This is a genomic window from Streptomyces sp. NPDC085866, from assembly GCF_044541035.1.
Classification (GTDB): Bacteria; Actinomycetota; Actinomycetes; order Streptomycetales; family Streptomycetaceae; genus Streptomyces.
The window spans coordinates 18,584-35,821 of sequence record NZ_JBITSQ010000004.1; the positions used below are offsets into that span (position 1 = coordinate 18,584).

Here is a 17,238-nt window from a genome sequence, read left to right on the forward strand (position 1 = left end):
CTCTTGAACGACAAGCGGGCCGAGGTTGTATCCGACAAGCCCGCAGAGACGCGCGAGACGCGCGCTGTAGCGGCCCCCGAGAAGCGGGGCCCGGGTAGGCCGCGGAAGGCCGCGTAAGGGGGCACTGTGCGGTTTCTGAGCGGCAGGGCAGTCAACCTGTCACACGTCTTCCTAGACGACGAGACACCCATGGTCGTCTCTGCCGTGACGGTGACCGTAAAGGACGCTACCGGAGCGACCGTTTACACGGGGTCGGCGACCAGCTCGGGCACGACGTGGTCAGTCACGGTGCCCGTGCAGCCTCAGGGCGTTTACACGGCCTCTTGGGTGGCCGGCACAACGGCCACGGACACGACGAGCTTCGAGGTTGTCGGGGGCTTCCTGTTCACGATCCCCGAGGCCCGGGGCAGTGACGTTGACCTGACGGACACGGCACGCTTCACCACGGCTGACGTGAAGTATTACCGGGGAGTCGTTGAAGACGAGTTTGAGCGGATCACCGGTCGGTCGTTCGTGTCGCGTACGGCCCGTGTCGAGGTCGAGGCCGACGACAGCTCGACTCTACTTCTCGGGTACTTCGACGTGACCGCCCTGGTGGCCATCACCGGCCCCCTCGGGGTCGTTGACCTTACGGGCTGGTCTGTCGACCGCATGGGCATGGTCCGGTCCCCTGCCGAGCTGGTCGACGGTGACCGGTACACGGTCACCTTCACATACGGGCATGACCAGGCCCCCGAGGACGTCAAGCGCGCGGGGTTGCTTCGGCTTCGCTCTCTGCTGACTGCCGAACGATCCGGCATCCCTGACCGGGCTACGGCCTTCGTCGCGGCCGAGGGAGGCAACTTCACGTTGGCGACCCCGGGCCGGAACGGCTATGAGACAGGGATTCCCGAGGTCGACGCGACGCTGAAGCGGTACAAGTTCAGCGTCCTCTATGACGTATTCGGGACGGCCCGGTGAGCACGAACGCGTTTGCCTTTAAGGGTGCCCTTCGGGACATGATCAGGGCTCTTCCAGCTCTCGCCGGTTATCAGGTGACGTGGGGCTATCCGACCCGTTCCCCGGAACGGCGTTGGGTGTTCGTCGGTGAGGTTCAGTGGCCGGACTCGCAATGGGCTACCAATCGGAGTCGCGAAGAGGTCTTTGAGATCAGCGTCGTTGTGAACGCTCAGATATCCGGGGCCACGGCCGAAGAGGTCGAGAACGAGCTTCAGGTGATGGCTGCGGGTATCGAGGACGGCATGAAGTCGAACCCTTCGCTAGGGATTCACTCTGTTGTGTCCTCGGACTTTGTTCCGAAGAAGGTTTCTAGCTTCCCTTCCGATCAGGTCTATGAAGGCCAACTAGAGAGCGTTGTTCGCGTGAAGGCGAGACTTTAAGTGAAGACCCTTGTTTACGAAGGGCCGGAATCCGCTATTGAGGTTCCGGCCCTCGGCATTACTGCCCTGAGGGGTGAGCCTGTCGAGGTCGCTGATACGCGGATAGCGGCGGCGCTTCTTCGCCAGGGATGGCAGGAAGTCAAGGCGAAGAAGGAGACGGCTAAGTAATGGCCACGATCTTTGATCAGTATTTCGGTGTTGCCGACGAGTCGGTTTACGGCACGGCGGTTGCCCCGACGAAGTTCTATGCTTTCGAGTCGGAGGGCATCGAAGGCAAGTATGAGCGGATCGATTCCGATGCGATCCGTACCGGTGCCAGGGTTCTTCGGTCCGACCGTTTCGCGGTTAACCCGAAGGGCGCCGAAGGTGACGTGAAGCTCGAAGTCCTGTCGGCTGGATTCGACTTCTGGCTGAAGCACATGCTTGGGACCGTATCCGCGGGTGCCCCCTCGGGTGGCTTCACTACGTACACGGCAACCCTCGGCGACCTGAACGGCAAGAGCTTTACGGCTCAGGTTGGCCGAGTCGACAACGCCGGCACCCTGACCCCGTTCACCTACGAGGGTGGCAAGGTCAAGGAATGGGAGATTTCGAACGCGGTCGATGAGCTTCTGAAGCTCTCGCTTACCTGCGACTTCGCCAAGGAAACCATTGGGGCCGGCACGGGGGCTTACGCAACCGCGACGCCTACCTTCGTGGCGAACACGAAGCTTTACAGCTTCAACAGCGGCACGGTGACCGTGGGCGGTTCTTCCTTCGACATCTCCGACTTCTCTCTGAAGGGCACTTCGGGGCTGAAGGATGACCGGTACTTCATTCGGAACACCGGTAAGAAGAGTGAGCCGCTCGAATCCGAGCTTCGCAAGTATGAGTGGTCACTGAAGGGCGAGTTTTCCGGTACGACTCAGATCAACCGGGTTGCGTCGGCTATCGCTTCCGGTGCCGTGGCTCAGATCACGGTTCTCTGGGATGGTCCGGACAGCTCTCAGTTCAAGGTCGATATGCCGTTGGCTCGGTTCGATGAAGGCCCGGTCACGGCCGGTGGCTTCGAGGTCAACGGCCAGGATCTTTCCGGTATCGCACTGACTGATGGCACGGTTTCGCCGGTCACGATCACTTACAAGGCTCTTCAGTAAGCCTTGTAACTAGCATTGAACTAGGGGGGCTGGGTTATGCCTGTTAACGGCTATGGAGCCAATGTTGAGGGGCTAGCCCAGTTCTCCCGCGCTCTAGCGCAAATCGGTGCTGACGGTTTGCGTGATGAGGTGAAGGCAGCGAATTACGACGTTGCCGACAAACTCGCCGAGGCGGCCAAAGAGAAGGCCACGGGCCTTAGCAGGCAGCAGAGGGCGGCGGCCCTTTCATTGAGGGCAACTAGGACACAGAACTATGCGGCCGTTCGGCTCGGTTCTCGTCGTGTGCCTTACGCCCTTGGTGCCGAGTTTGGCGCCGTGAAGCGGACCCGTTCGGGGCGCATTGCCCGAGGTTTCCGCCCGTGGCGAGGAAATCAGTTCAGTGGTTGGGCCGGTGGCCCCGGTTACTTCCTTCATCCTGCTATTCGGGAGAAGGGTCCTGAGCTGATCAACGAATACATGACTCACATTGACCGCATTATGTCGGAGGCATTCCCACAATGAGCACCACCCCTGAGACTGTCGCGCTTCGTATCGACCCGGATTCTCTCACCATCGGTGACCTCGAAGACTTTGAAGAGGTTGTCGGCGCCCCGCTCTATGACGTGCTTCAGCCGAAGCCGGTCTTCGAGGACGGGAAGAAGGTTCTCGATGATGACGGCCGGCCGGTCCTCGAAACGAAGATTTCGAGCAAGGCCCTGAAGGCTCTCATCTGGATTTCTCAGCGGGCCGAGAAGCCCGATTTCACGCTTCAGGATGCGCGCAGTGTTCGCGTGTCCGCTCTTGAACTGGTCGGGGTGGACGACCAGGGAAACGACGGAAAGCCGACCGCCTGAAAGAGCGGGCGGCCTTCTGCCACTTCTACCGCATGAACCCGTTTGAGGTTCGGAAGCTTACGGCTTCCGAGTATCGGGCTTTTGCGGAGTACATGAACGAGTATCACGCGAGTCGGGAGCATCTGTAATGGCGGGCGATCAGAGGACGCTTCGCGTTGTCATTGTGGGCAATGCTTCTCAGGCTCAGCGTGCCCTTCGCGACCTCGGTCGAGACGCTGACAACTTGGGCCGCCGCGCGGGCGGCCTAGGGGGCGTGTTCGGCGGCCTCGGGAGCCGTCTGGCGGCCTTCGGTGCGACGGCGGCGGCGGGTTTCGGTATGGCGGCGGGGGCCGCCGCTGTTTGGGGTATCAAGACTGCCTCGAATATGGAACAGGCACAGATTGCCTTTACGACCATGCTTGGGTCGGCGAAGAAGGCAACTGACTTCCTGGCCCAGTTGAAGAACTTCGCGATTAAGACCCCGTTCGCTACCGAGGACGTAATCAAGTATTCGCAATCCCTGATGGCTATGGGATTCAGCGCGAAGGACGTTATCCCGATCCTGACGCATGCCGGTGACGCGGTCGCCGGCCTCGGTGGTTCCCCTGAGAAGCTTCAGCGTGTCCTTCTTGCCATTGGCCAGATTAAGGCTAAGGGCAAGGTTATGGCCGGTGAAATGCTTCAGCTCACCGAAAACGGCATCGCTGGTTGGCAGATGATTGCCGACCATCTCCATAAGACCGTTCCCGAGGTCATGAAGATGTCCGAGAAGGGGGCTATCTCTGCCGATACCGCTATCGCCGGGCTTATGTCCGGCATGGATAAGCGGTTTGGCGGCATGATGAAGAATCAGTCGACCACGGTTGCGGGTATGTGGTCGACGCTGAAGGACACGGCACAGCTTGCCCTCGGCGACATGATGAAGGCATTTTTTCCGCTGATTAAGGGTGTCCTTCCTAAGATCACTTCGGGGGCTCAGGCTTTCTCGAAGGCTGCGGTTCCCGCGTTTCAGCGAATAGGGGCCGCGGTGGGCCCCGTGGTCGCTGCGCTGAAGGCCGGTTTCCAGGGCAACGTTATGCCGGTGCTTCAGCAGGTCGGCACGTTCGTACGGACTTCGATCATTCCGGCTTTTCAGCAGATAGCCGCGAACGCTATCCCGATTTTCGGGATGATCGGGGGCTTCATACGCGGCTCGCTCATCCCGCTCTTCAAGGATCTAATCCGGATTGCCCTTCCTGTCTGGCAGACGATCGCCACCACGGTAAGCGGTACGGTAATGCCCGCGCTGCGAAACCTTGTGGCAACGGTTATGCCGTACTTTCAGCAGTTCGTTAGCTTCCTGAGAACGCAGATCGTCCCTGTCCTTCAGGGCATGTTTAAACAGGCTCAGCCTGTCATTCAGAAATTCGGCGCGGTTCTCTCGACGGTCTTTCAGGGTATCGGCGTTGCCGTTAAGGTCCTGGCCCCGATCCTGGCCTTCCTTTGGAAGTTCCTCGGGCCCATTGTGATCTCAACCCTTCAAGGACTCTGGTCGGGCATCCTCGGCGTGATCACGGGCGCCCTTGACGTGATTCAGGGTGTCGTGAATGTCTTCATCGGTATCTTCACCGGTAACTGGTCGAAGGCATGGGGCGGCATTAAGTCGATTTTCGTCGGCATCTGGGAATTCATCGTTGGCGCCTTCAAGGTCTACATCTTCGGTCGAGTCTTCTCGATCCTCCGAGGTGGCCTGGCGAAGATTGCGGGCCTTTGGCGGGCCGGATGGACCGGAATCCGTGCTGTGTTCACGGGAATCGTGAACTTTATCAAGGGCGGCGTTTCTGGATGGGTCGGCGGTATCGGCCGGATCATATCGGGCGGCATTAGCCGTGTCCGCTCGGTTTGGTCGGGCGGCTGGTCGGCCATTCGAACCACGGTTTCCGAATACGGTGGCCGAATACTGTCTTACGTCCGGGGTCTCCCCGGGAAGATCAGCGGCTTCTTCCGGGGTCTGCCCGGAAAGCTGGCCGAGATCGGTAAGAACATCATTCAGGGCCTGATCCGAGGCATTAAGGGAGCATGGGGCGCCGTGACCGGCGTTGTCTCGTCGCTGGTCGACAAGATTCCTGGCCCGATTCGAAAGATGCTGGGCATTCACTCGCCTTCTCGGGTTATGGCCGAGATCGGTAAGTTCATCACTCAGGGTCTTGTGGTCGGCATGCTGAAGGGCTCTAAGGGGGTCGAGCGGACCGCGAAGAGACTTCACGAGCTGATCACGAAGGCTTTCAAGGCCGGAAAGATCAGCAAGAGTCACGCGAAGAGCCTTCATGACTACCTGCACAAGGAAGACACGAAGCTCTATCACCTGGCGAAGCAACGCGAGAAGATCGCCGACCAACTGAAGAGGGCACAAGACAAGCTCGACGGCCTGAAGAAGGCTAAGAAGGACATGGCGTCCAACGTGGCCAGTAAGGCACGCGATTACGCGTCCTTCATGGGCGCCTATGACTCGACCGAGTTCGCCGATAACTCGGCGTCGGCCATGCTGGCACGGCTGAAGAAGAAGCTTCACGGGATTATCAACTTCCGGAAGAACCTTCAGACGCTTTCGAAGCGCGGTTTCGGTCGGGGCATCATCGCTCAGATTGCCGGGGCCGGCCCGGACGAGGGCGGCCAGATGGCCGAGGCCCTGTTGAACGCGAACGCGGGTCAGATCAAGGATTTTAACTCGACGTATAACGCGATCAACGATCAGTCGAGCAAGCTCGGAAAGTTCGTGTCGGGTAACTACTACGACGCGGGCATTCACGCCGCTCAGGGTCTCGTTAAGGGTCTGAAGAAGAAGGAATCGGCCATCACGAAGGCAATCAAGCATATTGCCGAGCAGATGGTTAAGACCCTGAAGAAGCAACTCGGGATCAAGAGTCCTTCTCGGGTCTTCATGGGGCTTGGCGGCTTCACTACGGCCGGTTTCGCGAAGGGCATCCGGTCCGGTCACGGCGACGTTCAGCGGGCCGTTGACGAGTTGGCCGGCACGCGGCCTTCGGGTCGGCTTGCTAGGCGCTCCCTGGCTCATTCTGCGGCCTTCCGGGCCGCGGTGGCTGGTGGCCCTGCCCCGAACGTCTACGTGACCGTTCAGGGCAACGTGACGGCCGAGAAGAACCTAGCGAAGGCGATTGCCGTAACGGTGCGAGACGAGATTGTCAGGAACGGTAAGAGGAACGGCGGAAGGACGGGTCTCTAATGGCGGGGATTCCCCCGGTCACTGTTGAAGTGGCGTTTGATGGAGGCCCGTTCTCCACCTCTTACACGTGGTCGGATGTCACGCCATGGGTTGAGGGTTTCAGTGTGAAGCGCGGTCGCTCTTACGAAGTCGACCGTATGGAGGCTGGAACCCTTGACCTGTCGCTAGACAACTCGGACGGCCGTTTCACTCCGATGAAGAACTGGAGTACGGAACTTCTTCCGTCGAACGTGACGAGCGGAACGGAAACCACGAGTGACACGGCCGGTTTCACGCAAGGCACGGGCGTAACGCTCTCGTCGTCCACCAGCACGCCGCATACCGGTGCACGCGCCCTACGGTTTGACGGTGCTTCCACGGTGACGGCCTGGCAGACGATTGCCAGTACGGCGAAGATTCCGGTGAAGGCGAACAACAAGTATCGGGCTGCGGTTTGGCTTCGGAATACTGTCAGTGCCGGTTTTCCTGCCCTGACCATGATTCTTCGCGTCTTCTGGTATGACGCGAATCAGAACTTCATCGCGAACACGATGGTTGATTCATCGACCATCGTGCTAGCCGCTCAGGATGGCACCTATCAGCTATTCGAGGCTATCGGGTTCGCCCCTTCGAATGCCGCTTACGGACAGCTTCAAATTCAGGACCCTACGGCCCCGGGTGCAACGTGGGTCATGTACGCGGATGACTGGTCGTTTACCGAGGTAGCCCCGTATTACCCGAACGTCATTCCTCGGCGGCGCGTACGCGTCCGTACGGCGAACCTTCTCCCGAAGGATACGAGTACGGGCGGGGATATTTCCCAAACCTCGGACAACTTCTCTACGTCACACGTTTCGGGTCAGTCGAATTCGTGGGTTACGGGAACGAAGCTGAGCGGTGCCGGTGCTATTCAGGTGAACTTCGTTCAGACCGGCGATGGCGTGACGGCTTTCAACTCTTCCATTCGGTGCGGTTTCATGAAAACCGACACCTGGGGCGGCTGGGGCGGTGCCTCGGGGTGGACATGGACGCGAACCTATCCGGTGGGCCTGGCGAAGATTGTCGCGGGCACCACCTACACGGCTAGCGGCTATTACCGTAAGGGCGACACCTCGGCGAGCGAAAGCCTGTATGCCCGTATCCGCTGGTACAAGGATGACGGATCCTTCTACAGCTCTAGTAGTTCAGTCACGGTTACGCCCGTGGCTGGTCAGTGGGTACAGTTCTCGGTTACCGCCGTTGCTGGCGGAAGCTCGACTTCAGGCGTCACGTATGCCGGTGTCGAGATCGGCACGGCAGGGTCTCAGGCCGGTACTTTCGGGTTCATCGACCAGCTTCAGCTAGAGGCGGCCTCGGCGGCCTCTGAGTGGACTCCCGGTGGTTCGATCTTCTCGGGTTTCATCGAGAAGTGGCCCGTGAAGATCAATGGCCTTACAGCGGAAGTCACGGCTTCCGGGGTGGACGGCTTCGACCTTCTCGGCACTACCGAGTTTCAGCGGCCTATGCGGCAGCACTATCTAGCGCAAGCCCCATGGGGCTACTGGCCGTTGACCGAGGGGTCTGGGGCAACCACGGTTCAGAACCTGGCCGACGACTTGAAGCCGGCCACCCTGACGGCCTCGAAGTACGGCGGGGCAACCGCGGCCTTCGGGGCGCCTTCCCTGGTGGCCAACGATGACGGAACGTCGTTCTCTCTCACGAACATTGCCACCTCACCCGCGAAGGGCACGGTCGTTGACGTGCTACAGAACGGGCAACGGTCGTTCGCCACTCTGACGGATAAGTTCAGCGTCGCCTTCTGGTGTGCCCCCACGCTGCCCAGCTCGGGCAACACAGGGTCCCTGTTCCGGTCGACGGATGCCACGGCCCGCCGCGCGGTCGAGGTATCCATAGACAGCACGGGCATTCTGACGCTGACTATCGGATATCCGGACGGCGGTCTTAACTCGACCTATTCGGTTTCAACGAACAATCCGGTTTCTACGTCAACGCCGAACTATGTTGTTGTGTCCATCTCGGCCGGTAACGGCACGATCTTTCTCAATGGGTCGTGGGAGGCGGATACTTCGACGTTGAGCGGTACCCCTTCGAGTCCACAGCTTCGACAACCGAAGTATATGACTCTCGGCGGGAATATCGGCGGCCCGTACATTCAGGACTTCACGAGTGGCCGATACGCGCATTTCGCGGTATGGGATCGTGATGTGGGTCCCGAGATTTACGAAGAGCCGTATTTCATCGGCTATAAGTACGGGCTCTATCCGACGTTTTGGGAAGACGAGGTTTCTCGCCTGAGTCGGCTTGTCAAGTATGCGGGGTTCCTGGGGGAAACCGACTTTGACGCCACGGTGACCGGGGTTCAGAACCTCGATTGGGATGAAGGCACTTCGGCTCTTGAAGTGCTTCAGTCGACGGCCGAGGCGGCTTCCGGGTACGTCTTCATGGACGGTGACGGCCGGCTGGTGTATCACTCGCGGAAGCGTCGCCAATCCGGGCCTATCCGGTACACCCTCGGGGACACCACGGGCCTTCCGTATGAGTCTGATCTTGACTTCGAAGTAGACGAAGACCGGATTGTGAACGAAGTGTCGTTTACACGCCCTGGCGGTGCTAGTGGCGTGATCCGTGATCAGACTTCGATCAATACGCATGGCCGGAAGACGAAGAGTGTCGAGCTGAACGTCACCGATGACCAAGAGGTCTTGGATGCGTCTTACTCGACCCTGAATCAGTACAAAGACGCGATCACGCGTTGTGATCAGGTGGTTCTTCGGTCTTCGGCTTCACCGGGTCTTTTCCCGGTCGCTTTGGGTGTTGAGATCGGCGACAAAATTCGGATCGGGGACCTTCCTACTGCGGCCCCCGCGGCCTCGGTTGACTTCTATGTCGAGGCTGTGAGTACCCAGGTTTCTTCCGATGGCGGCACACCGGAATGGGTTACGACTCTTTCTCTGTCTCCTGCTGTCGCTTCGGATGTGTGGATCCTCGAAGACGTCGAGCTTGGACTACTCGATCAGACCACGGATCTTGCCTGGTAATTCCGTTACTGAAGTCCCCGAGGGGGCGGCCTGTCGGCCGCCCCCTTTGGTGTTCCTAGACGACAGATTGGCCACCGATGGCAACCGTTCCTTCTACTCAATCCTTTGTGGCGGGTGAGAAGGTCACGGCTTCGAAGCTGAATGCTTCATCGAAGACCGTGCTTGACTTCCTGATGAATCCGCCGCGTGTAAACGCTTATTTGGGCGGAACCCTTCAGCCGGCTTCCGGTACATCGACTCTTGTCACCTTCGATAGCGAAGCGTGGGACACGGATTCGATGCATTCGACGTCGAGCAATACGAGCCGGATCACGATCAATACGAGTGGTCAGTATCTCGTCTCGTTCTATGCGCGCTTTCCGTCGAACGCGACCGGATACCGTCAGGCGAACCTTCGCCAAAACTCGGCGGGCGCCGCGAATGGTGGCAGCTCGCTTTCGACGGTCTCGGTTGCCGCAGCGAACGGCGCGGCCACATTCGTCGGGCGAACCTTCGAACTGACCTGCGTTGCTGGTGACCATTACGAGCTTTTCGTCACTCAGAACAGCGGCTCGACTCTGACTATGGATAGCGGTCAGCGCGTCACTGCAATGGAATTCCGTTGGCTCGGATCGTAATAAGGGACGCGCGTTGCATCTCGTGAATATCGCCGGATGGCTGTTCGGCGGCCTGGCTTCCCTGGCGGCCCTAGGGGCCGCGTATGTCCGCGTGCGCTCATCCGTGGACGATCAGACGGCGCAGATTTGGAAGGGCGAAGCCGAAGCTCAGAAGGCCCGAGCCGATCGGCTCGAAGCGGCATTGTCCGAGCTTGCCGACCGGGTGGCACGGCTCGAAGCGGAAAACCGGCACCTGTCCGAGCTGGTGACCGGTACGGCCGCTATCGCCGAGCTGAAGACGCTCGTGATCTCCCACCACGAAGAAATAACCTCTCTCCTCCGAACGGATGGTGTGTGACCCGCTTCGCAATGCATGGCCGGCGCGTCGAGCATGACCCGCGTTCTCTGGCCTTTTCTCACGGTGTTCTTCCGCGTTCCGCCGTGAAGTCTGTCGACTGGAAGCGGCGTATTCCGATTCTCGATCAGGGCCAGGTCGGCTCTTGCACCGGTAACGCGACCACGGGCCTTCTCGGAACCGACTCCCTCGGCCGTACGGCGTCCACCACGGTCACTATCTCTGCGGCCGGTGCAGCCGCTTCTAAGGGTGTCTTCTCGGAGGGCGTTTACACGCTAGATGAAGTGTTCGCGCTGAAGGTCTACCGCCTGAACACGATTCTTGACGGCATCCCTGGCGAGTATCCGACCGAGGACACGGGTTCCTCGGGTGTGGCGTGCGGTAAGAGCCTGAAGGCTCTCGGCCTGGCCTCTGGCTATAAGCACGCGTTCAGCATGGACGCGCTGAAGAGCGCGCTTCAGTCTGGCCCGGTACTTCTCGGCCTTCCCTGGCTTAACTCGATGTTCGATACGGCCTCGGATGGCCGTATCAGCGTGAAGGCTTCTTCCGGTGCGGCTGGCGGCCACGAAATCGAGTGCTCTCGGTATGACGCTGAAACCGGTCAGTTCTGGATCCCTAACAGTTGGTCAGAGTCTTGGGGCCTGGCTGGTTGGGCGTACTTTTCCGAAGCCGATTTGGCCTACCTACTTTCGCAACAGGGTGACGTGACGGTGCCGACTCTCGCGGCCCCTACCCCTGCCCCTACTCCTGCCCCGGTCGACGCTGACAAGGAACTTGCCGCGGCGGCCCGTAAGTGGCTTTCCTCGAAGGGTCTCTAATGGAATTCATTCAGGCACGATGGTACGGCCCTGGCCGGTCGACCCCTATCCGCGTAATCGTCATTCATGACATGGAGGCCCCCGAAGGGCCTCTTACCGCCGAGAACATCGCGCATTGGTTCGCAACTATGCCGGACACGAACAAGGCTTCGGCTCACGTGTGCGTCGATAACGACTCGGCCGTTCGTTGTGTCGCCGATGGTGACCGGGCCTGGCATGCCCCGGGGTGCAACGGTGACGGCCTCGGTTTGGAGATTGCGGGTTACGCCCGGCAGTCTCGCGCCGAGTGGCTCGACCAGTACAGCAAGGGTGCTCTAGAGCAGGCTGCGAAGGTCACCGCGGATTGGTGCCGGAAGCACAACATTCCGGCCGTGAAGCTCACCGTGGCCGAGCTGGTCGCCGGTAAGCGCGGGATCGTCGGCCATCGGGACGTGTCGGCGGCCTACAGGCAGACGAACCACACGGACCCCGGGCCCGAGTTCCCTTGGGACTACTTCTTGGGGCGTGTAAACGCGATCCTGACTCCCCCGGCCCCTGCCCCTGTCCCTGCCCCGGCCCCGGCCCCGAGGCCGGCACCGGTCCCTGCCCCGACTCCCGCGAAGCCGAAGCCCGCTAAGTACGTCCCCCCGGCCTTCCCGAAGGGTCTTCGACCCAACTCGGCGAAGCCTTCGGCTCGTTCGCTTCAGCGTGCCCTGAAGGCCACTGGATACATGAACAAGTCTGTTCCCGAGTCGGACAACTACGGCCCGAAGACTCAGTACGGGGTCGGGCTGTTCCATCGGAAGCACCCGCAGTACGCGGCTCAGGGTTCTACCTGGGACGTGGCTATCGGGCCCAAGGGTTGGGCCGCGCTCTTCACTCTCGCCTACGGGAAGTAAGGAACCAATGAACTTCGTCAAGACTCATCCGGCCCGCGTGTACGCGGCTGTCGTGGCCGTCCTCGGCCTGGTGGCCGCTCTCGGTATCGACGTGCCCTCGGCTCAGATTCTCGGTGTCGTCTCGGCCGTCCTCGGCCTGGTCGGCGGTGAGGTTGTTCAGCGTGTCGAGAACGGCAAGACCGCCGATGCTCTTCTGACCCCTTCGCCCGGTCACTTCAACCTGGCCGACGAAGGCTGATCTAGCCCGTAGGGGTGGTGGCCGGCGTGCCTCCGACCGGCCCCTTCAGCACACCCCACACGGGCAAGACGAACCCCCCGCACCCTTCAGGGTGGCGGGGGGCTTTCGTCGTCTCTACGGGCCTTCTAGCCCTTCGGCTCGGTAATGGCGTAGTCCGTGAAGATTCTCCTGTACCTGTTATGGCCCGTTGCCGCCGTGTGGTTGCTCATCCATCGAATGGCAGGCATCTCGCCGGTCATGCTCCCCGAGGCCGCACCACAGTTCTTCTCGTCGCCGAACACGCACTCGACGTACCACGTCAGTTCGCCGGTCGGGTCCTGGCGAGTCAGGTACTCCACGTACCGGAAGACGCTTCGGGGGGTCACTCCGCGGCCTTCCCTTCGAGGACGGCGGCCAGGGCCTCGGCCACGTCCGCACGGCATCCCCCAAGCTCGACCATGGGGGTTCCGTTGACGGGCCACCGACCGGCCAGGGAAGGGATAGTGATTCCGTGCGCTTCGAGAGCGCGCTTCAGTCGGACGGCCGCCTGTAGGCCCTTGTCGTACGCGACCCCGGTCGTTCCATCCATGTTCTCGGTAGGCATGGCGCCCCTTCTCGACTCTCGCTGACAGTGAAGGACCATGGTACAGCGTGCTACACCCGCGGGCACCGTGTTGCGCCATGCGACCGCTCGCCGCGCATGCCATACCTACCTAGCGTTTGGCGTATGGAGCTAGCCGAGAACCGCCCGAAGTGGGAACAGGTCGCCGAGGTCATCGCGGCCCGCATCCGGGCCGGCCAGTACGGCCCGGGTACCCGCGTTCCGTCTGTCCTTCAGCTTCAGGCAGAGTTCGGTATCGCCACGGTCACCGGTCAGAAGGTCATGCGTTCTCTGCGCGAACAGGGCTTGATTGAGACTGTCTCGGGCATGGGTAGCTTCGTGGTCGAGCAGTAGGCCAGGAACGCCGAAGGGGCCCCCGTAGGGGCCCCTTCTTTGTGTTACAGGCAGCTGTGGAGGTCTCGACGGAAGAGCGACTTCAGTTCCGTGTATCGAAGTCCCGTCATGTCGACTACCGCCTGAGTGTCGTCAGTCTGGAAGTTCTCCAGCTTCCACAGAGTGAAGAGCCGCTTCTCTTCGGCGGCGGCCTTCGCTCCTGCCACTCGCTTGGCTTCTTCCTTGACCTTCTTCTGAGTCCACCCGGAAGCCTTAGCGGCGCAAGTGGTTCCGAAGTAGTGGTCCTGGTCGTCGTTCCCGTCCGCGTCAAGCTCGATCATCTGAACCGTTCCGCGAAGCTCGGGCTTCCCGCAAAGCTCACACTCGGTGATCTGGTCGGTGAAGCCACCCATACGGAAGACCTTCATTCCCGTTTCCCCTCTTGAGTTATCAAGCTCGGCCCCTTCTCGGGGCCGCTCTCTTGCTGACAAGAGAAACGTAGCACGTTTAAACGGTCCGGGTCAAATGCTAGGTTCAAGGGAAACGAAAACGGCCCCCGAAGGGGCCGCTCTCTCAGCAGGTGCAACCGGGCATCATCTCTTCGCGGGTGAACCGGTCGGGGTTACCCGACTCGCACTCTTGAAGCCGGTCGAAGAGCCGCTGAAGGCGGCCCTCGGCGTCCTCGCACCATTCGGTGAGGTTCTTCTTCCGCCACTCGGAGCGAAGCCGGTCGGCCCGCTTACGAGACTGGCGAATGTCCTCGGCCAGGTTCTGAAGCATGTACGTTCCCCAGGTTCGCGGGCAACGGACGGTAGGCGAGTTCATGTCGTCCACCTGGCAGCAGTAGCCGAGGTTAAGAACCGTCTCGACAATCGCGCTCATGTCTTCCCCTTTTGAGTTTTCATCCGGCCCGGGGGCCGGTCTCTTGCTGACAGGGAAGACTCTAGAGCGTTTACACGCTCAGGTCAAATGCTAGTTTCCCTTCTCCTCCTGCGCCCTGTCCCACTCGGCCACCTGCCACGCGTCGACACGGACAATGGCCGCGTCAACGGCCACCAGGGCGTAAGCGTCGCGCACGGCTCGGCCGGCCGTAGCGGCTACGTCATACAGGGTCGGCACTCGCACGGTCATGGTCCATTCGCTCACGTCCGGCCACAGTTGAGCCGTGGCCCCGTAGTCGACCAGGGCCCCGGTAACGGTGTCGAGCTGGTCAGGGTTCACGGCCAGGTCGAAGCGGGGGTGACGCACTCGGACAACGGCCTGATATTCGCGCATGGTTTAAACTCTCTCTCTTGCTGACACGGTGAAGGGGGCCGGTTTCCCGGCCCCCTAGGGTGAGGCTACAGAGCCCCGAACCGCTTCGCTACGGCTTCATTGTTTCTCTGCCCTCGGCCCCCGGTGTTCCGGGATATCCACTCGGCAGGCTTCGAAGGGTCATCCGGGAAGCACAGCCATCCGTGATTGCGTCGCTCGACCCGGTATCCCTGAGCCTCGATTGCCTTCGCCAGGCCCTCGGGGTCTCGTCTCACCTTTGCCATCTCTTCGCCCTTCCTGCCGTTCTTGCTGACAGGTGGGACGTTACTAGCATTGAACCTGTCTTGTCTAGTCGCTTCGCGTCCATAGCTAGCTTGTGGTTGCTGTTGTCTGTTGTCTTTGCGTTTTTCCATGCCTCGGGTGCCTAGATCGGGTGGAGCGGAGTGGACCCCCCCTTGAAGCAAGCAATAGGCCCCCCAATCAAGGAGGTTGCTCACTTCAAGAGGGGAGCCTGTATCAGTCGTACTCGGTACGCCTGAGTCGGTATGTCGCTTACAGGACCGGTTAAGGGAATTAGCCTCACCGCAGGGCCGGGAAGTGTGGTCAGAGCCAGGGGCCGCATGCCCGTTCCCTCTGCGGGAACATCGGTCCGGGCCTGCCTTCACCCGATCTGTCTGCCACTCGGTAAGCCTCTTTTTTTCTCTACCTCCCGCGGCTACCGGGGTCGGTCTTTTGGTGAGGCAGAGCCGTTCTCTTACTGCCAACTGGTCTGGACTCCCCCGGTCGTTACTCGGGGGCCGCAGGGCGGTTTCGTGGGACCGCTCTCCCTCGGCATGTCGTTTCCCTGGGGTGCCATCCCCCGGGCCGTCCTACGCGGCCACGGCCCAAGATCGGCCGTGCAGAGCAGGACGTTACTTGTATTGAACCTGGGAAGCAAGCTGGGTCAGGGTGACGGAGGCCACTCGTTTAAACGAGATACATAGCTAGCTTCAGGCCACGCATAGCGGCCGGCACTCCGGAAGGGCTTCAGGGGGCCCTGTGAGGCCCGAGGGCGGCGGCCCGCATCATTGGCCGCGCCCGGCCGTTCAGTCCCTCCTAGGCCCGTTTCCTGGCCACAGCGACACCCATGCGGGGCCACTCTTGCCGTGCCACGGCTTCCCGTCGGCCAGGGCCGTTCGGCCATCGGCCCGCATGCGCCGTTTCAGGTCCTCACAAGCCTCGGTCAAGAGGCGGTACCGGAAGGAATCTTCGGCGATTGCATTCACTTGCAGAACGTGAGACAGGGAGACATCTAGGGTTTCGCATGCGTGGTCTATGTCCGTCATAAGGCCGGAAGCCTGGCCTTCCTGCTCGCTTCCCCAAGACATGTAGACAGTCATGCTTCCACTCTCGGACACGACAACGGCCCCCGCCAAAGCGGGGGCCGTGTGGTCGGGCTGGTGGCCGCTACGCGGCGGCCTGGTCGTACGCGTTCAGGACTTCACCGGGGACTCGGCCACGGTCGGACAGGTCAGGCCAACCGTTCTCGCGGGCCCAGGTGCGAACCTTCGCCAGGTCCCGAGTCGGGCCGGTCGAGCCGATCCGGCGAACCGCTACGCGCCCCCCAGAGGTCTTACGGGCGGCCCCGAGGAACGGGGCCAGGGCGTCACGCAGCGCGGCCGTGTGAGCATCGTTCAAGTCGATCTCATACTCTCGGCCGTCAAGGCCGAAGAGAACGGTCTGAGAAGCCTCGGAACCGTCAAGGTCATCGATCAGCTTTACTTCGACCTTCTGAGCCATGTTCGTTCTTTCCTTCGGAAATTCGATTACGTTCGGGGACTTCTTACCAGCGTGACAACTACAGTCACAAGAGATTCCGCTTACCGTGCGGACGGGGCACGTTTCGTGGTGCCCCGTCATGCACCATCCGAGCTTGCTCACGCTTCGATCAGTTCTCCGCCGTGCGCCCTGGCGTACGCCTTGAGAACGGCCTCGGGAATGCGTCCGGTGTCCTTCACCGTGTAGCCGTTCTGACGGCCCCACGTGCGGATGATCGCCCCCGCATCCGTGGCCGAGCTGATAGCGGTCTTCTCGGCCGAGGCCGCGAACATCGGGGCCTGTACGGCCGGAGCTTCCCAGGGGTCCCAGGGGGCATCCGGCAGGGGCTCTTCGTCCTGGTCGAGGTCGACCAGCTCGGCGACCAGCTCGGGCCGCTCACGCTTCTTCAGCATGTGCGAGAGAAGGTGGACGGCCAGGGGGACGGCCAGGGAGGGAACCCCTCGGGTGACGGGCCCCGGAACGGTGTCCGGTCGAGAGTTGGCCCAAAGGCTGTAGGCGAAGAACAGGGCGGCCAGGGTCCACGGGTAGGCCGTGGCCTTCCATCCGAAGTCACGAAGCCGGTAGGCCGCGAACGTGGCGATCGTGACGAAGCCTTCAACTATGAGCGGGTATATCGGGCTCAGGGTGCCGTTCCCGTTGCTGCCGAGGTAGACGGCCCGCAGGGCTTCGTAAGACAGGGTGAAGGCCCCCGCACCTATGCCGGCCACGACCACCGCGGCGGCCTTATCGCTCGCGTGCATGTTGCCCCTTCCGGAATTCTTGCTGACAGCAAGGGAATCTAGCAGTGTGTCAGGTTCAAAG

The 17,238-nt window shown here is 61.1% G+C and carries 19 protein-coding genes; 13 read left to right on the forward strand and 6 right to left on the reverse strand.

Translation table 11 applies throughout. The features are described from left to right. Window positions 1–126: 126 nt before the first annotated feature. From ACIF83_RS10170 to ACIF83_RS10225, 12 genes are all read left to right on the forward strand, one after another. The gene (locus ACIF83_RS10170; protein ID WP_399725289.1) at window positions 127–960 is read left to right on the forward strand and encodes a hypothetical protein; all 834 of its coding nucleotides are present in this window, start codon (window positions 127–129) and stop codon (window positions 958–960) included. Further along, window positions 957–1,379 (forward strand): hypothetical protein, encoded by a 423-nt coding sequence (locus ACIF83_RS10175; RefSeq protein ID WP_399725292.1) that lies wholly within the window; start codon window positions 957–959, stop codon window positions 1,377–1,379. The genes ACIF83_RS10170 and ACIF83_RS10175 overlap by 4 nt, the downstream gene beginning before the upstream one ends. A 167-nt stretch (window positions 1,380–1,546) precedes the next feature. Beyond that, the gene (locus tag ACIF83_RS10180; protein ID WP_399725295.1) at window positions 1,547–2,515 is read left to right on the forward strand and encodes a phage tail tube protein; all 969 of its coding nucleotides are present in this window, start codon (window positions 1,547–1,549) and stop codon (window positions 2,513–2,515) included. A gap of 36 nt (window positions 2,516–2,551) precedes the next feature. Next, window positions 2,552–3,016 (forward strand): hypothetical protein, encoded by a 465-nt coding sequence (locus ACIF83_RS10185; RefSeq protein ID WP_399725298.1) that lies wholly within the window; start codon window positions 2,552–2,554, stop codon window positions 3,014–3,016. Continuing rightward, window positions 3,013–3,348, forward strand: coding sequence for a hypothetical protein (locus ACIF83_RS10190; protein WP_399725301.1), 336 nt, complete (start codon window positions 3,013–3,015; stop codon window positions 3,346–3,348). Before ACIF83_RS10185 ends, ACIF83_RS10190 begins: the two co-directional genes overlap by 4 nt. 127 nt (window positions 3,349–3,475) lie before the next feature. Next, window positions 3,476–6,550, forward strand: coding sequence for a tape measure protein (locus ACIF83_RS10195; RefSeq protein ID WP_399725304.1), 3,075 nt, complete (start codon window positions 3,476–3,478; stop codon window positions 6,548–6,550). Continuing rightward, window positions 6,550–9,567, forward strand: a complete 3,018-nt coding sequence (locus ACIF83_RS10200) for a hypothetical protein (RefSeq protein ID WP_399725307.1) — start codon at window positions 6,550–6,552, stop codon at window positions 9,565–9,567. The genes ACIF83_RS10195 and ACIF83_RS10200 overlap by 1 nt, the downstream gene beginning before the upstream one ends. Window positions 9,568–9,644: 77 nt before the next feature. After that, entirely contained in the window at window positions 9,645–10,184 is a 540-nt protein-coding gene (locus ACIF83_RS10205; RefSeq protein WP_399725310.1) for a hypothetical protein, read from the forward strand. A gap of 13 nt (window positions 10,185–10,197) precedes the next feature. Then, window positions 10,198–10,521, forward strand: a complete 324-nt coding sequence (locus tag ACIF83_RS10210) for a hypothetical protein (RefSeq protein ID WP_399725313.1) — start codon at window positions 10,198–10,200, stop codon at window positions 10,519–10,521. Continuing rightward, complete coding sequence (locus ACIF83_RS10215; RefSeq protein ID WP_399725316.1) at window positions 10,518–11,336, forward strand: C1 family peptidase; 819 nt, start codon at window positions 10,518–10,520, stop codon at window positions 11,334–11,336. The genes ACIF83_RS10210 and ACIF83_RS10215 overlap by 4 nt, the downstream gene beginning before the upstream one ends. After that, window positions 11,336–12,214 (forward strand): N-acetylmuramoyl-L-alanine amidase, encoded by an 879-nt coding sequence (locus ACIF83_RS10220; protein ID WP_399725319.1) that lies wholly within the window; start codon window positions 11,336–11,338, stop codon window positions 12,212–12,214. The genes ACIF83_RS10215 and ACIF83_RS10220 overlap by 1 nt, the downstream gene beginning before the upstream one ends. A gap of 7 nt (window positions 12,215–12,221) precedes the next feature. Next, complete coding sequence (locus tag ACIF83_RS10225) at window positions 12,222–12,452, forward strand: hypothetical protein (RefSeq protein WP_399725321.1); 231 nt, start codon at window positions 12,222–12,224, stop codon at window positions 12,450–12,452. Window positions 12,453–12,577: 125 nt separating this feature from the next. Here ACIF83_RS10225 and ACIF83_RS10230 read toward each other — a convergent pair whose 3' ends face one another. Then, complete coding sequence (locus ACIF83_RS10230) at window positions 12,578–12,790, reverse strand: hypothetical protein (RefSeq protein ID WP_399725324.1); 213 nt, start codon at window positions 12,788–12,790, stop codon at window positions 12,578–12,580. 368 nt (window positions 12,791–13,158) lie between these two features. Between ACIF83_RS10230 and ACIF83_RS10235 the strand changes: the two genes are divergently transcribed. Further along, on the forward strand, window positions 13,159–13,386 hold the full coding sequence (locus tag ACIF83_RS10235) for a GntR family transcriptional regulator (RefSeq protein WP_399725327.1): 228 nt from the start codon (window positions 13,159–13,161) through the stop codon (window positions 13,384–13,386). A 44-nt stretch (window positions 13,387–13,430) separates the two neighbouring features. On the opposite strand, the gene ACIF83_RS10240 is transcribed toward ACIF83_RS10235, so the two are convergent. The 5 genes from ACIF83_RS10240 to ACIF83_RS10260 form a co-directional block, all read right to left on the reverse strand. Beyond that, on the reverse strand, window positions 13,431–13,778 hold the full coding sequence (locus tag ACIF83_RS10240) for a hypothetical protein (RefSeq protein ID WP_399725330.1): 348 nt from the start codon (window positions 13,776–13,778) through the stop codon (window positions 13,431–13,433). A 160-nt stretch (window positions 13,779–13,938) separates the two neighbouring features. Further along, complete coding sequence (locus ACIF83_RS10245; protein WP_399725333.1) at window positions 13,939–14,247, reverse strand: hypothetical protein; 309 nt, start codon at window positions 14,245–14,247, stop codon at window positions 13,939–13,941. A 90-nt stretch (window positions 14,248–14,337) separates the two neighbouring features. Then, window positions 14,338–14,640, reverse strand: coding sequence for a hypothetical protein (locus ACIF83_RS10250; protein WP_399725336.1), 303 nt, complete (start codon window positions 14,638–14,640; stop codon window positions 14,338–14,340). 1,425 nt (window positions 14,641–16,065) lie between these two features. Beyond that, on the reverse strand, window positions 16,066–16,398 hold the full coding sequence (locus ACIF83_RS10255; protein WP_399725339.1) for an Lsr2 family protein: 333 nt from the start codon (window positions 16,396–16,398) through the stop codon (window positions 16,066–16,068). A gap of 137 nt (window positions 16,399–16,535) precedes the next feature. Continuing rightward, window positions 16,536–17,177 (reverse strand): histone-like nucleoid-structuring protein Lsr2, encoded by a 642-nt coding sequence (locus tag ACIF83_RS10260; protein ID WP_399725342.1) that lies wholly within the window; start codon window positions 17,175–17,177, stop codon window positions 16,536–16,538. Between the last annotated feature and the right edge of the window lie 61 nt (window positions 17,178–17,238).

Bases quoted from the DNA above. Each gene is read 5' to 3' on its own strand.
- ACIF83_RS10180 (WP_399725295.1), top strand. From the start codon at position 1,547: ATGGCCACGATCTTTGATCAGTATTTCGGTGTTGCCGACGAGTCGGTT.
- ACIF83_RS10185 (WP_399725298.1), top strand. From the start codon at position 2,552: ATGCCTGTTAACGGCTATGGAGCCAATGTTGAGGGGCTAGCCCAGTTC.
- ACIF83_RS10190 (WP_399725301.1), top strand. From the start codon at position 3,013: ATGAGCACCACCCCTGAGACTGTCGCGCTTCGTATCGACCCGGATTCT.
- ACIF83_RS10195 (WP_399725304.1), top strand. From the start codon at position 3,476: ATGGCGGGCGATCAGAGGACGCTTCGCGTTGTCATTGTGGGCAATGCT.
- ACIF83_RS10200 (WP_399725307.1), top strand. From the start codon at position 6,550: ATGGCGGGGATTCCCCCGGTCACTGTTGAAGTGGCGTTTGATGGAGGC.
- ACIF83_RS10205 (WP_399725310.1), top strand. From the start codon at position 9,645: ATGGCAACCGTTCCTTCTACTCAATCCTTTGTGGCGGGTGAGAAGGTC.
- ACIF83_RS10220 (WP_399725319.1), top strand. From the start codon at position 11,336: ATGGAATTCATTCAGGCACGATGGTACGGCCCTGGCCGGTCGACCCCT.
- ACIF83_RS10225 (WP_399725321.1), top strand. From the start codon at position 12,222: ATGAACTTCGTCAAGACTCATCCGGCCCGCGTGTACGCGGCTGTCGTG.
- ACIF83_RS10235 (WP_399725327.1), top strand. From the start codon at position 13,159: ATGGAGCTAGCCGAGAACCGCCCGAAGTGGGAACAGGTCGCCGAGGTC.
- ACIF83_RS10240 (WP_399725330.1), bottom strand. From the start codon at position 13,778: ATGGGTGGCTTCACCGACCAGATCACCGAGTGTGAGCTTTGCGGGAAG.
- ACIF83_RS10245 (WP_399725333.1), bottom strand. From the start codon at position 14,247: ATGAGCGCGATTGTCGAGACGGTTCTTAACCTCGGCTACTGCTGCCAG.
- ACIF83_RS10250 (WP_399725336.1), bottom strand. From the start codon at position 14,640: ATGCGCGAATATCAGGCCGTTGTCCGAGTGCGTCACCCCCGCTTCGAC.
- ACIF83_RS10255 (WP_399725339.1), bottom strand. From the start codon at position 16,398: ATGGCTCAGAAGGTCGAAGTAAAGCTGATCGATGACCTTGACGGTTCC.
- ACIF83_RS10260 (WP_399725342.1), bottom strand. From the start codon at position 17,177: ATGCACGCGAGCGATAAGGCCGCCGCGGTGGTCGTGGCCGGCATAGGT.